General features: G+C 45.2%; 12 protein-coding genes. 3 read left to right on the top strand and 9 right to left on the bottom strand.

The features are described from left to right. Positions 1-14 precede the first annotated feature (14 nt). From IM753_RS07200 to IM753_RS07165, 8 genes are all read right to left on the bottom strand, one after another. Positions 15-1,055, bottom strand: a complete 1,041-nt coding sequence (locus tag IM753_RS07200; protein ID WP_194109001.1) for a DUF58 domain-containing protein — start codon at positions 1,053-1,055, stop codon at positions 15-17. 49 nt (positions 1,056-1,104) lie between these two features. Continuing rightward, positions 1,105-2,040 (bottom strand): MoxR family ATPase, encoded by a 936-nt coding sequence (locus tag IM753_RS07195; RefSeq protein ID WP_115247743.1) that lies wholly within the window; start codon positions 2,038-2,040, stop codon positions 1,105-1,107. A gap of 144 nt (positions 2,041-2,184) precedes the next feature. Continuing rightward, positions 2,185-4,284, bottom strand: a complete 2,100-nt coding sequence (locus IM753_RS07190) for an EAL domain-containing protein (RefSeq protein WP_227713096.1) — start codon at positions 4,282-4,284, stop codon at positions 2,185-2,187. 176 nt (positions 4,285-4,460) lie between these two features. After that, positions 4,461-6,239, bottom strand: a complete 1,779-nt coding sequence (locus tag IM753_RS07185; protein ID WP_194109000.1) for a hypothetical protein — start codon at positions 6,237-6,239, stop codon at positions 4,461-4,463. Between the two features lie 205 nt (positions 6,240-6,444). Then, complete coding sequence (locus IM753_RS07180) at positions 6,445-6,615, bottom strand: hypothetical protein (protein WP_172823633.1); 171 nt, start codon at positions 6,613-6,615, stop codon at positions 6,445-6,447. 562 nt (positions 6,616-7,177) lie between these two features. Further along, positions 7,178-8,209, bottom strand: coding sequence for a hypothetical protein (locus IM753_RS07175; protein WP_062500359.1), 1,032 nt, complete (start codon positions 8,207-8,209; stop codon positions 7,178-7,180). A gap of 321 nt (positions 8,210-8,530) precedes the next feature. Next, positions 8,531-9,370: a glutamate racemase gene (gene murI / locus IM753_RS07170; RefSeq protein WP_194108999.1), complete on the bottom strand. Its 840-nt coding sequence runs from the start codon at positions 9,368-9,370 to the stop codon at positions 8,531-8,533. Positions 9,371-9,395: 25 nt separating this feature from the next. Then, positions 9,396-10,001 carry a DUF1285 domain-containing protein gene (locus IM753_RS07165; protein ID WP_194108998.1) on the bottom strand — a complete coding sequence of 202 codons (606 nt, stop codon included), beginning with the start codon at positions 9,999-10,001 and terminating at the stop codon, positions 9,396-9,398. Positions 10,002-10,420: 419 nt separating this feature from the next. On the opposite strand from IM753_RS07165, the gene IM753_RS07160 reads away from it, so the two are divergent. Beyond that, positions 10,421-12,091, top strand: a complete 1,671-nt coding sequence (locus IM753_RS07160) for an electron transfer flavoprotein-ubiquinone oxidoreductase (protein WP_194108997.1) — start codon at positions 10,421-10,423, stop codon at positions 12,089-12,091. Positions 12,092-12,373: 282 nt separating this feature from the next. After that, positions 12,374-12,916: a glutathione peroxidase gene (locus IM753_RS07155; protein WP_194108996.1), complete on the top strand. Its 543-nt coding sequence runs from the start codon at positions 12,374-12,376 to the stop codon at positions 12,914-12,916. A 160-nt stretch (positions 12,917-13,076) separates the two neighbouring features. Here the strand turns inward: IM753_RS07155 and IM753_RS07150 are convergent, their stop codons facing one another. Next, positions 13,077-13,406, bottom strand: a complete 330-nt coding sequence (locus IM753_RS07150) for a hypothetical protein (RefSeq protein WP_281133691.1) — start codon at positions 13,404-13,406, stop codon at positions 13,077-13,079. 190 nt (positions 13,407-13,596) lie between these two features. On the opposite strand from IM753_RS07150, the gene IM753_RS07145 reads away from it, so the two are divergent. Beyond that, a complete protein-coding gene (locus tag IM753_RS07145) occupies positions 13,597-15,267 on the top strand; it encodes an NAD+ synthase (RefSeq protein WP_194108995.1) in 1,671 nt (556 codons plus the stop codon). Positions 15,268-15,276 lie beyond the last annotated feature (9 nt).

Raw genomic sequence — 15,276 nt, 5'->3', positions numbered from 1 at the left:
CAGCCAAAAACCCATCAAGGCTCTTTGGCAAGTCTTAGCAAGCATTGACGGACAAACTCATCGCCCACGCCTATCTTGCCTGCCCCACTCGGTAGCACAAGCATAAAGGGCATGCCCTGTGTGGCGATGGCTTGCACTGCATGGGTCAGCTCACTAAGACGCATCTCATGCGAGCCTGATGGCATGTCATCATAATCTAAGCACCACTCACGCCCAAGCGAGTCGCCAAAGTGCTTGGTAAGCATGCCTGCCCCCCGTGCCACGTGCGACCATGACACCCGTGCCAGACTCTCGCCTTCTTGGTATTCATCCAACATCTCAAAGTCGCTTTGCCCTGCCACACTAATGGCACTTCGCTCATCACTCTCGCTTGCCACCGCTCGCTTGTCATTTTGCCAATCAAAGGGGATAGGCTTAGGATGTACAAACATCGGACTTGCCAAATGCACATACGCCCACGCACGCATGACCCCGAGCGGATAACGACTGCTGATGACCAGACGGGGCAAGGTCATGACCCCCCGAGTGGGCGTATAGACGGGTAATCTGACCAGTACCGATTTGCCCAGCGTTGGCGTGATGATGGTGCGAGCATTCATAAAGTCTTCTCGTGCTTGCCCTGAGAGCATTTTTTGGACAATCTCATGCTTATCATCAAACACCGCTTCTATCTGCCGTGATGCCTTACCACTTCTGGTGGACAGCTCCAAAGTCACATAACCTATCGACCCTGTCTCAGACAGGCTGGACTCAACAAACCGCACATCAATGCTCGCCACCTGCACAAAGGTATAAAACACGGTCACGAGCCAAATGCCGAACAGGTAAAAGCACAGCCCCAGTACCAAGTTATTACCATAATTGACCCCCGTCACAAAAGTGGTGATGAGTAGCAAGGCAAACAGCAGTCCTTGACGGCTAAAAAAAATATAGACATTACGCAGTCCGAGCGACACCACGTCTTTGCGTGGTGAGCGTCTGGCAAAGAACTCATTGAGCTTGTTCTTTATGGGATGAGTCAGTGGGTGGGTTAGGCGATGAGCAGATGATTTCATGGGCATACGGATAGATTGATTAGGTTGATGACAAATGACAAATCAGCCATCAATCAATCGCCACTTCGTCCAAAATACGTCTGGCAATGGTCATCTCGGTCAAACCACCCAAATGATGAAACGGCACAAACCGTTGTCCCAGTCTGTGGTCAGCCACCGCCGAGAACACCGCCTGCACGTCATCTATCGCCACATTGTCCTGTCCTGATACATAGGCATAGGCTTGGCAGGCACGCTTTAACGCCAACACGCCACGGGGGGATAAGCCGTGATATTCTTGGCTTGAACGGGTCTTGGCAACCAGTTTTTGTAGGTAGTCTAGCACCACAGGGGCGATGTAGATGTCTTTGACTTCTCGCTGAGCTTGTATCACTTCTTCACTAGTTAAAATCGAGGTAAGCTCGCCCATCATCGCTCGGCGGTCTCGCCCTTCTAGCAGTTCACGCTCGGCTTTGGGTGATGGATAGCCCAGCGAGACACACATCAAAAAGCGGTCAAGTTGTGATTCAGGCAGTGGATATACGCCCGATTGTTGGGCGGGGTTTTGAGTTGCGATGACAAAAAATGGCTTGGGCAGAGCGTATGTCTGTCCATCTTGGGTTACTTGCCCCTCCTCCATCGCCTCCAACAGTGCCGACTGCGTTTTGGGACTCGAACGGTTAATCTCATCGGCAAGCAGTAACTGAGTGAACACCGCTCCTTTTCTAAAACTAAAACTCTGCTCGCTTTGGTTGTATATCATCATCCCCAAAATATCAGCAGGAAGCATGTCATTGGTAAACTGCACACGGTTAAAATCCAACCCCAGCAAGATGGCAAGACTGTGTGCCAACGTGGTCTTGCCCATGCCAGGTAAGTCTTGTAATAGCAAATGCCCATCCGCTAAAATACAGGACACGGCAAGGGTCACGGCCTCTTCTTTGTCAAGAACGATTTGGTTTAGTTTATCAAGTAGGATTTGGATTTTGGGCTGGATGTGTGACATGAGACACTCGAATAAAAAATATTTTGATAAATACCAACAATTATACCAATTTTTAAAACATTGTTTGTATGACAAGCGTTATTGTGGTAAGATTTTTATACAAAAAACACCCAAGTATCTGTTGGGTGTTCGCTGTTATGGCAGTTACTCTTCAGCAGGGGGCGGGAAAGTAATCTCAGTATTGGCAGGTTGCAGATAGTCGCCTTGCAGATATCTTGCCCCCACCGACCATGCCATGGACATGGTGGACGCCTCTTCAATATATGGCATGAGCGTGCTTGCCCCTTTTTCGGTCGCTGTATTTATCAGCCCTTGCAGAGCGGTCAAGTTCGCCTCTCTGTCTAAGTCCTTGGTATAGCTACGAGCGAGACGTACCATGTTGGGCGACAGATAGTCCAGCACTTCGTCGGATTTGGCAGTTACGCCAAAACCATTCATACCCACAGGGCAGTCAATGTTGGCAAGGGCAATGAACTGACGTTTGGCGACCGCCATATAATCCACCAAATCCTGCTCACTAAACTGCAATGTCAGCACATCACTACCACCACCAATGGCTCGGGTCAGCTGAGTGATAATGCCTGCCAAATTGGTGTCTGCCAGCGATGCCGATGATAGAGCCACCAGCAGGCGTGCGGTAGGCTCGCTTTGGCGGACACTCGCCAAGTGTTTGCTGGCATTGATGAGCATCCAACGGTCAATTTTTTCAAGCAGATTGTGTTTTTTGGCGATGGGAATGAGCTTATCATAGGTCATCTGCGTGCCATCAGCTTGTGGCAAAGTAATAAATGCCTCAAACAAGCTAGTACTGTCAGTCTCAATATCATATATCGGCTGATATTTTAACACAAATTTATTTTGAGTTAAGGCAGTTTGAATGTACTCCGCCATCACCGCATCATCTTCGCCTGCGATGGCACTGATATCAAAGGCTTTGATTTTTATGCCTTCGTCATCAGGATTAATCTCATTGGCGGTATCCATGGCACGGCTTAGCACCACGCTTGCCTCAGGGGCATTGACATCCATCATCACCACGCCGATGGACAGTGTGGCAGTGACCGTGCGACTGCCCACCTCGATGAGCATACTTGCCACACGTTCAGCGAGTTGCTCCGCCAGAGCCATCGCCTGCTCTTTGTTTATCTCATCAACCACCAACGCAAAGCTGGTATCACTAAATCTGCTCACGCTGGCATCATGTGCTTTTTTGGCGGTCTCATCTAGTACCCAAGCTACCTGCTTGACCGCAGTATCCACCCCTGTCAGACCCGTGCTTGAATGAATCTTACCCATGCCATCCATACGAATATATAACAAGGCAGCTGACTTGATGTCGCCACGTGCAACCTCTTGCTGAGTGCTGTGTAATGACTCAGTAAAGGCAAGACGGTTTGACAGCCCCGTCAAGGCATCTTGACGTTCTGCCTCGGCAAGTTTTTTGGCAAGCTCAGCACTGTTATTCTCGTTCTGCTGGATAATCATCTGAGTGACAGGTTCGCCATCTAAGGTCGCCGCCGCCAGTTGTAATTTGGATGCAAAGGTTGAACCATCGGTACGTTTACTCTCAAAGGCGAACTCTACCTGAGAGCGGTCGCCTTTATCAAAACGACGTAAAAACTGTTTAAAGCCTTTGACATTGTCCCCACCGGCAATCAAATCCACCACCGGCACACCAATAATCTCCTCCATCGCCTGATAGCCAAACATCTCCAAATAGGGGTCATTGGCAAAGATATGCACCCCTTGGTCAATGTATGCCACGGCAGATTTTGAGTTTTTAATCAAAATGTTGGCACGTTGTTCAGCCTCTTTTAAGATGGCTTTTAGATGAGTAGTTTGACGTTTGGCACGCACATAATCCGTCTGCAAACAAATGGCAGAGACAATGAGTCTGTCATCCCCTTTTGCCAATGACTTTATCATGTCGCCATGCACCACCTCGGGGTTACCATGCTCATTTAGGCTCGCCTGTTCATTGCTTTGCACCAAATGAATGACTGGCAAATTAATCTGCTCTTCTTGTAAGATACCCACGACATCTGTAAAGTTCATGTCATAGGCACGATGGAAAACAAGCACATCCCATTCTTGGCGTAAGGATTTGACAAACTCCGCCTTTTCATCCCAAAAGCCCAAATTAACCTCATCAAAATATTCTGATAAGTGGCTGATAAGATGCTCGGCATAAAGTTGCTCTTCATCAATAAACAACAGGTTTAAGATATTTTTTTTCATAGACATATAGTATGTTAAAAAGCGATGCGGACAGGCTGGCGTTGGTTCACCCAAAAGTGTTTGCAATATTTGTACCAATTTGTAACGTTTTGAAATATTTTTACAAAACGTTACAAATTATGATAAAGGCTAATATCAAGGAAATTCAAAGAACTGCCATATTATAGCAAATATTTGGTTAATTAGCCATTTAAACGCACGATTTGGTATTGTTCAATCTCATCGGTGGTCAAAAGGTTGCGTTCTAACCTTAACTCCATCTCTTTGGTGTCAATACGCAGAACAACATAATCCCCCACTTTAAAATGATAACGGGGCATGATGAGCGTGCTTTGCTCATTGAGCCCATCGCCATCCACCAACAGTGCATGGACAAACTCTTGACTTCTGCCGTCTTGTTTACGCAAGCGAATGCCGACTGCCATCAGCACCCGACCCAAAAATCGTCCATCCACTGCCACCGAATTATCTGATTTTTCCACCCAATGTGCCATGCCCAGACGCCACGGATTTTTATTGGTGGAGATTGCTGATTTTAAAGCAAAAAGCCCATAAAGATGGATGAGTGGACGAGATGACAAAATCTCATCTTTTTCATCCATCCCCTGTGCACCAAACCGAAAACGAGCCACCGCCTCATTTTTGTAGCTTACCTTAACCATCTCTTTGGGTGCAACCATACCAATAGCAGAGGCACTGATTTTGACATGAAAATCAGCAGGCAACCCACGTTCTCGGATGACGGTAGATAGGTTTTGACCGCCAGAGATTTCATTAAAAATGGAAGCAAATCCAACAAGCAGCTCTGCCTTTCTCTCATGCCTATCATCTTGTCTGTCATGCGATGATCGCTGTTCAAAAGCAAGCAGTACCATCTTGGCAAATCGCATCTCAAACAACGACTGTGCCGTGCCATCTATGTATTCGCCTGATGACACCTGTTCCATGTGTCGTGTAAAGCCTTCTAAATCAAAAAACAAACAGCGATGCTCATCACTGTACGGATTGACCGATGCGTATGGCGTGATGACCTCAGGCGGTTCAGCACCTTGTAGATTGACAAATACCCGAAACTCAGGATTGGCATCAAAGGTTGTTTTAAAATATTTTACCCACAAAGGCAACACTTTAAAGGCATTTAAGATGTCCTGACGGCGGTAAGCAAAAAAGTTACCAAAACTTGCTCCGCACGCCTGCATGTATCTGTCATGAATGGATGTCTTGGGATAATTTTTGTCAAAATCTTGAATGCTTTCGTGGCAAACTCCCAGATTGAGCGTGGTCAGATACCAAGTATTCACCTCCCGCCAGATGACCTTGGGGGCTTTTTGGTAAGTTAAAGCATACTCCATCAAAAGCTTGACATACAGCACCATAAATTGGTGTACGGCATAAATAAAGATGTCACGCTCGGCAGTAAGCACACCCGACTTCTTGGCGGACATGATTTTGTTTAACCACTTCTTGCCACCGCCATGTGCCGAAACAACGGCATTCTGATGACGCACGGCGATGTTGCGATACACCAAAATCATCAAAAAGTACAAACTACGCACTTCATGAACTGACGACCGCTGTTCATCGGATAGACTTTGGTGCTCATAGACATAGTCAGCATGCATTTGCCCAACCACACGCTCAACGACCACCATCAGCTCATCCATGAGTGCCAGTTTTTGACCATCATGCATGTCACAGACCAGCACTTCACTAAGAGCTGTCCTAAGCTCGGTATATTGCTCATGCTTGGGTCTGATAGAAAGTGTGGTCGCCCATGTGCTAAGATTGGCACCTGTTTGGTCAAAGTAGGTCAATGTGACAGGTTTTTGTGCCAGTGGTGCGGTAATTAGGCGTTCAAATTTTTGCAGGGTAATCATATCGTGTCTCTTTGCACAAATTGGCTTGGTGGTCGCCCACGAATACAGCACGGACGCTGGCAATTTACCAAATAATCCACTCAAAACTTAGCATAAGTCAAATTTATGCAAGGTAAGATTTGGGTTAATAACATAAAGTTTCATATTATAGCAAACTATTAACACCTGTCCACGACAATAATCCCCCAGAAACAGCATTTGGGGATATTTTTAACCCATTTTGGCTTATGACAAAAAATTCATACAAAAAAGCACAACCATCATTGGCTGTGCTTAGGGTAAGACAAAGCTACTCTTCTGGCTCATCATCATCCCATTTGGCATAAGTCTTTGACGGGTCAATGCCTTGGGATTTTAGATAGGCAACTTGCTCTTCTAGGGTACGACTTTTTTCGGCATCATGCATGGTGTCCGCCAATTCATCGAAACGCTCAGTCAATTGTTCGGTGGTTTTTGACATGATATCATCCTTATTGCAATTAAAAATAAATTATGATGAAAGATGGGGCAAACTTATCCCCATTGCATTAAATTTTAACCATATCTTGATTTAACGCCATATTTAACATTAAAAACACACAACACATTAAAAACACACAACCAAGATACAACCACTTCATCCTAACAAAATTTTAGCAGTGATGTCATCTGTTTTGTGTTAAATTTTGTATCTTAGATTTGTATCTTTGAGCATGATTTCTTGGGTTTTGCTCGCTTTTTAAGCCTTATAACCCATTCTTTTGGCTAAGCCATGTCAATTTAATATGCCTTAAATATACCATTTGGCCAGGGCAATCGCACTACAAAATTTTACATGAAATTGATTAAAAATCAAGCAAATTTAGTATTTATAGTTAATTTTATCTAAATATATTTTTAATAAATTATTCAAAATATAATTGGTTTGGTGAGTTTTTAAATAATTTGTGTCTAAAAATTGCCAATTTCTTCAAAAACATAATTTTATTTGCTAAAAATTAAATATAGTGCGATTGCCCTGCCATTTGGCAATGCTATTTTAGCTATTTTATGTTGGATGTTTTGTCAGTGGCTTGCCACATGGAGCCTTGACCCACAGGCTCAATCCATCCTGCCAACTCCAACTCATCTAATATCCACAGCACATCAGCTTTGACCACCTGCACTCGGCTGACGGCATGGATGTCAGGATACTGTCTTGCCACGATTTGACTGGCAAGATTCTTATCAACATTATCATTTAAGGCACGTCCCAACCCTTGCTCAGAAAATGGCATGACCACATTGGCAAGCATGGTAACGATGTTTCGCCAGCGTAGCGGGATGACAAAGGACACTTCGATGAGCGTGCCACCCCGAAACGCATGGGCGGTGCAACTTACCAAAAATTCACTGTCTAGTGCCAATGCGGGCTTTAAGGCGGCATGCAAATCAGCATCTGTCTTGGCGTGAGAATGAGATGTAGATTTGGTCAGATGGGATTGGGCAGGAATACTAGACGCTCCAATCTTTTGGGCATCACTGGGTGCAGAAATTTGCTTCTGAGTGGCGGGCTTGGCATGCTTTGGGGGCTTAGACAGCAACGCATTTCTGACGCTCATGCCTGCCATTTGCCATCCTTGAGATTTGTCAAAATCCAACGCATTAAAAGCAGTTTCAAGCAGTTTGGGCAGATTGGTATTATCATCAAAATAATGCACCGCCTGCCCCGATTGCGACTCCAATACCCCCACAAAGTCAATCAGCCGATTATTGGCAGGTTTGTTTAGCACGTCCGAATGCACAAAAATGAGCATGGGCTTATTTTTGGCTTTGGCATTGGTATAGCTGACATGGAGCTGACTGACCCCTGATGCGTTGGTGCTACCATAGTGATTGCCCACAAGCAGGAGCACCACATCGGCAGAGTTGATACAACGCCAACTATAACTGGCAGATTCAGCACGGGCAATCACCAAGTCTTTGGTTAAAAAAGCCCGACTTTCAAAGAATATCGCCACATCATCTTGGGCAGTAACCAACAGCGGGTCATCAGCAACACAAGCGACATGAACATGATAACGATGATTTGACACAAAAACCCCAAGGCTAGTAGTAAGTAGTTAAGGATATTGCTTTTATTGGCAACCACACGTGACATTGCCATTCATCTTTCTTATCCATACGCTCAAATGGCAATCCCTTATTATAAAGAATTTTCATCAAAATAAAAATATCCATACCACCCAAAACACATCAAAAAATCAAAAAATAACATAAAAGCACAAAATCCGTTAAAATTGCCCTATTTTTTGATACATTTTTTGATATTTTGCCAATTTTAACAATGAAGTGTTTGGCGTTTAGGGTGTGCCTGCCACTGATAACACTTTAAATCAATTTTTGTACAAAAAAGCTCACTCTTGGTATTCAATCAGCTCAATAAATGGTTCACCGCTTAACTTCTCGGCGGTGGCAAGCAAATCATCATCCAAGCGTGTGGCATACAACTGCATGGGGGCGGTGTTTGGCGTGGGGCTTGCGATATTAAAAAAATCAAGCAAGGATTTGACCCGTTGGGCGATTGCCAGTCCTGAATCAATCAATTGCACGTCCAGATTTTCTTTTTGTATAAAGGTCTGCAAAAACCCCTTAAAAAACGGGTAATGCGTACACCCCAGCACTATCACGTCCACGCCCATGTCCGCCCATTGTTTAGTTTGTCTAATGAGTAGGTTTGCCACTTGACTGTCAATCGGCATACCGCTCTCCACCCACGGCACCAAGGTCGGCTCAAAATGCTTATGCACCATGACCCCTTGTGGCATGGCAACGTCATTGATGACGTCATTTAGTAGATAGCCATTTAAAGTCGCCCGAGTGGCAAGCACGGCAATTTGGCGAGTTTTAGTAAGACTGCACGCAGGTTTGACGGCAGGGACAAGCCCCACAATCGGCACGCTACACCGCTCACGCAACGCTTTTAGGGCATGGGCGGACGCACTGTTACAGGCGATGACGATGAGTTTACAGCCCCGTTTACACAGCCGTGCCACCGCTTGCAAGGTTAAAAGCAAAATCTCATCGCCCGATTTGCCCCCGTACGGCACGTTGGCGGTGTCGGCATAGTAGATAAAGCGTTCGTTTGGCATGAGTGTTTTTAGGTGTAGATACACCGACAAGCCCCCCACCCCCGAATCAAATACGCCAATCGGGGCGGTGGGGTCATCTTTAAAATCAGGGTGTTGGTTTATCATGACTTATCATAATTGTTTAGTTTTTCTAATTAAAATTGGGGGCAACCACACGATGCGTTTTGCCACCACTTTGCAAGGTCAAAACCGTCTGCCCCTGCTCATCTGACAGCTCGCCAAGCTCTATTAGATGATAAAACACATTACGCCCAATGCGAGCGGTTAGGTTAAAACGGGTATCTATATACAGCCTATCATCCGCCACGTCATCACGCACCACGGTTTTAAAATACAACGGCTCACCATCAAGCACAATGCTGTCGCCATTGGTCGTGCCAAACACTATCCAGTCATCGCCATTTTTGGTAATTTTATCCACGGTATTGATAAACAGTGGCGTGTCTATCACGGTAATTTCGTATTTGTCGGTGGGCGTTTTTAAAAAGTGGCGTTTTTGCTCGCCGTCCACGTCCGCCCACAGCACGCTGGCAAACAAATCCACAAGCGACTGCCGAGCGATTTTGACCCCGTCATGATACCACTCGCCATTGTCATCAATGACAATGTCAAAAGGCGTTATCGTCTCGGGTGTCCATTTATCCAGTGGTGGAATTTTGCGTTCATTACCAAGGGCTGTGATAAGTTTGGTTAAGTCGTTGCTTTTATTGGAATTTTTATCTGTGTTATCCGTCATTATCCTTGCCTTATCATTTAAAAGAAGTGTTTAATTTTGCCTAAATTTTTATAAAAAAGCAAATAAATTTTAAGGATTTAAAAAGCACAACAAATCACATTTGCCAAGATTTTAACCTTTTTATTCATTTAACTTTAAAATGCACGCCTTGCCAATCTCTCCAACGGGCGTGTTCAACACGCCCCTACACAACCCATGGTAAATATCAGGTTCGCTAGGTGTATCTACCCCAACAACTTTTTATAACCGTACCAGTCATGATTTTATCAAAAATAAGGGCATAATTAACTTGCCTAATTTGATAAGATTGGTAAAATATACCATTTATAATTATTTGATTTATCAAACATTGTATTTGATAATCATTTGTTTTTTAGCCATTACAAGGTTTCACCTTAAACAGCCAAAAAGGAAACACCATGCAAAACATACAACGTGAGTCAATGGAATTTGACGTGGTCGTGGTCGGCGGTGGCGTATCGGGCTTATCCTGTGCCATTCGCCTAAAACAGCTTGCCATAGATGCAGGACTTGATGAATTTATGGTCTGTGTCGTGGAAAAAGGCTCGGAGTTTGGAGCCCATATCCTATCGGGAGCGGTCATGGAAACCCGTGCCTTGGACGAGCTGTTCCCCGATTGGCAAAACATGAATGCCCCAATCACGGTCAAGGCAACCGAAGACCGTGTTTATATGCTCCCCAACGCCAAAAAGACAATCAAACTGCCAAGCTCCATCATCCCTGCCAGTATGCACAACGAAGGCAACTACATTGTCTCGCTTGGTAATGTGGTTCGCTGGCTTGCCGAACAAGCCGAAAGCATGGAGATTATGCTATTCCCCAACTTTACCGCCAGTGAGATTCTCTACAACGCTGACGGCTCGGTGCGTGGTATCCAAACGGGCGACATGGGGGTCAATGCCAAGGGCGAGCCTAAGCCGTCTTTTGAGGCAGGTTATGAGCTTGTTGCCAAATATACCGTGTTTGCCGAGGGCTGTCGTGGGCATTTGGGCAAACGTCTCATCAGCCGTTTTCATCTTGACAAGGACAAAGACCCCCAACATTATGGCATTGGACTAAAAGAGCTGTGGGAGATTGACGCTGACAAACACGAAGAAGGCGTGATTTTGCACGGTTCGGGTTATCCCTTGAACGACACAGGGGCAAATGGCGGTTGGTGGCTGTATTTTGCCGAAAATAATCAAGTGAGTTTTGGCTTGGTGGTAGATTTATCCTACTCAAATCCGCACCTATCGCCCTTTGATGAATTACAACGCCTTAAACTGCACCCCCTTATCCGTCCTATCCTAGAAGGGGGCAAACGCCTGTCCTATGGGGCAAGGGCGTTGGTCAAAGGCGGTCTAAATAGCCTACCCAAACTGACCTTTGCAGGGGGTGTACTGGTGGGCGATGATGCAGGCTTTTTAAACCCTGCCAAAATCAAAGGCACGCACACGTCTATGAAGTCGGGAATGCTCGCTGGCGAGGCGATTTTTAAGGCAATCCAAGACGGACGACAACACGATGAAGTCGCTGAGTATCAGACCAATTTTGAAAACTCGTGGCTGTTTGACGATGCCAAATCTGCCCAAAACTTCTCGCCTGCCATGCACCGTATGGGGACGTGGCTGGGCGGTGCGTTTATCTTTGTGGAGCAAAACTTGTTAAGTGGTAAAATGCCACTTATCATTCATGACAACAGTTATGATTTTGCTCAACTGGATAAAGCCGACCACGCCTACAAGCCCGATTATCCAAAACCTGACGGCAAGCTGACCTTTGACAAATTATCCAGCGTGTTTATCTCAAACACCAATCACGCCGAGGACCAACCTTGTCATCTAAAATTGACCGACCCCACCGTGCCAATCACCAAAAACCTACCGCTCTATGGCGAACCTGCTCGCCTGTATTGTCCTGCGGGGGTGTATGAAGTGGTGGCGGACGATAACGACCCCAATGGAGCAAGGTTTGTCATCAATAGCCAAAACTGCGTGCATTGCAAAACCTGCGACATCAAAGACCCCGCCCAAAACATCACATGGGTAACACCCGAAGGCGGTGGCGGGCCCAATTATCCGAATATGTAATGATGACAAATAAAGGGCGTAAATCGTCCTTTATTTTTTTGTTATTTTTTTAAATTTTCTAAAAAATTATTCTCATCCAAATCTGTAAAATTGATTATTATCAAAAAAACCTTACTCTAATTATTGATTTTTTCTAATCAATCCATTAATTTTTACAAATTTTACTTTCCAAAAAATTATATATAATAGTCTCATGGGTTTGTATACTCTTGTCCCATTTTGGTAGATTGCATGATGGTTTTTGCAATAATTTTTGGCACACTTTTAAGGATGCGTTAAGCGATGTCAATTCATGATTTTTTGGTAACAGGCATTCACGGTAAAGAAATTCAACTCAGCGATTTTAGGGGTAAGACCTTACTCATTGTCAATACTGCCACCCAATGCAGTCTAACACCCCAATATGACGAATTAGAAGCACTGTATCAAAAGTATAAAGACAAAGGCTTGGTAATTTTGGACTTTCCCAGCAATGAATTTGGGCAAGCGGTCGAAGACAATGAAGAAATTGCTAAGTTTTTGGCAGAGCATTATCAAGTCAGCTTTCCTGTGTTTGCCAAAATTGACATCAATGGCAGTAACACCCATCCTTTGTACCGCCACCTAAAATCCCAAGGCAAAGACGAGATTGGCAATAGCAGATACGAAGTATTGCTTGAAGTGATTGCAGAAATTAACCAAACTCGCACAGGCGATGACATCAAATGGAACTTTACCAAATTTTTGGTGGATGCTGATGGTAACGTGGTGGCACGTTTTGCCCCCACCATCGGTGCCAAAGAAATGGAACACATCATCCAGCAGGAACTTGTGGATGCTGCTTGACGGTCAGTTGATGATTAATATTGGGGTGTGCCTACCATTGATAACATTCTAAATAAATTTTTGCATAAAAATTTGCATAAAAAATGGCTATCCGACCACTTAATTTAAAAAGTTAAGTGGTCGGATTGTTTTTCAAACCACCGTTTATCCCTAAACGTCTTTAATCATCATTCAACGGCTTTTTGGTGGGCAGACCATCATAGTCATCATCGGCTTGATAGACATCACCGCGAAAATAGGCACTTTGATGGTCATCATTACAAAAGAAATACTCACGCCCATCACCTGCCACATCCGTCTGCAAAATGCCCCGATAGGTGGCAAGTTCATGCCCACAATAATCACATCGTCTGATACTGACATCATCGCCTGCTTTTGGAAAAAAGTGCTTGGGCGGTTTTGGATACATGAATTTAAAGAAGATTTTCATCACAATGGCGATGATGATAAGATTGATTAAAAAAGCAAACATGGCAAACGTCAAGGTCACAAAATAATGCCTACTATATCACAAAAATAGGCGATAGTGTGCTATACTAAGTTGATTTGTCTAGATTGGTTTTAATTAGTTTTATGCAAACATCAAGCTGATTTGACAAATCAAACTCATCATTGCCTGCCGATAAACACGGATTGACGACAGGCGATAACCATCAATACACTTTACTGGATAATTACAAATGTCAATACAAGAAAATTTTAGCGAAATTAGCACCCCAAACGGTACGATTACTTTTGCCATCATGCAGACAAATTTTTGGGTGGGCGACATCAAGGGCAACGTGGGCAAGATGAAAGCCCTTGCCCTAGATGCCAAAGCTCGTGGGGCGGACATCGTCATCTTTCCTGAGCTGGCACTCATCGGCTATCCACCAGAAGATTTGCTACTGCGTCCTACCTTGGCTGAGCGTGTCAAGATTGCCATGAATGAACTTGCCAAGATAGACGGCATTGTCACTATTTTGGGCTATCCGCACGTGGACAATCACGGCACGTTTAACTCGGCGGCGATATTACAAGGTGGCAGTCAAAAAGGCTTTTATCACAAACAATGCCTGCCAAACTACGGCGTGTTTGATGAAAAACGCTACTTTAAAAAAGGTCGCAATCAAGTCTTATTTGACTACAAAGGGCTGACCATCGGACTGCTCATTTGTGAAGACATCTGGCACGAAGCACCCATCAAAGCACTCAAAGATGAAGGGGCGGAAATGGTGGTCGTACTAAATGCGTCACCCTTTGAAGTCGGCAAGCAAGCCGAACGTAAAGCACTCATCGCCCGTCAATCATCAACGCACAAGCTACCCATCATCTATGTCAATACCGTCGGTGCCCAAGATGACATCGTCTTTGATGGTGGCTCACTCATCAGTCAAGCGGACGGCGAGATTGCTCACGAAGGGGCAAGATTTTTAAATCAGCTGATTATGGCAACCTTTGATGTATCAAGCGGACGCTTTGACACCCAAGCCAAACCGCCACTTGACTTATCCGAAGAATCGCAAATCTACCAAGCCTTGGTGGTTGGCTTGCGTGATTATGTCAATCGCTCAGGCTTTAAGGGTGTGATTGTCGGACTCTCGGGGGGTATTGACAGTGCCTTGACCCTTGCCATCGCTGTGGATGCATTGGGTGCTGATAAAGTCTATGCGGTGATGATGCCTTATGAATATACATCACAGATGAGTCTGGATGATGCCGCTGCCCAAGCCGCCCGTCTCAACGTCTCTTATACCATCTGCCCCATTCACGATGCCGTGGCAGGACTCAAATCCACGCTCGCCCCACTCTTTGCAGGGGCAGCCCCTGACGTGACCGAAGAGAACCTACAAGCTCGGGCAAGGGGCGTGATACTCATGGCTTTGTCCAACAAATTTGGACATATGGTCATCTCAACTGGCAACAAATCAGAAAATGCGGTCGGCTACTCTACCCTATATGGCGACATGGTTGGCGGATTTGATGTACTAAAAGACGTCTACAAGACCGACGTGTACCGCCTAGCCGATTATCGTAATCGCCTAGAAGACAACCCTGTCATTCCTGAGCGTGTCATCACTCGTCCGCCATCGGCTGAGCTACGTCCCGACCAAAAAGACCAAGACAGCTTGCCTGATTATACCCTACTTGATGCCATCTTGAAGATGTACATCGATGAAGATTTGGGCTACAAAGCCATCTGTGCGGCAGGTTTTGACCCTGCGGTTGTTGAGCGTGTGCTGACCATGGTAGATAGAGCCGAACACAAACGCCGTCAAGGGGCAATCGGCACTAAGATTACCAAAAAATCCTTTGGACGTGAACGCCGTTATCCGCTAGTCAATGGCTGGTCGGTAACGGGCGAGTTTTAAGCTTAATTA

Source organism: Moraxella sp. K127 (assembly GCF_015223095.1).
Classification (GTDB): domain Bacteria; phylum Pseudomonadota; class Gammaproteobacteria; order Pseudomonadales; family Moraxellaceae; genus Moraxella.
Note: the sequence above shows the minus strand (reverse complement) of the source record. Positions and strands in the feature narration are given on the sequence as shown.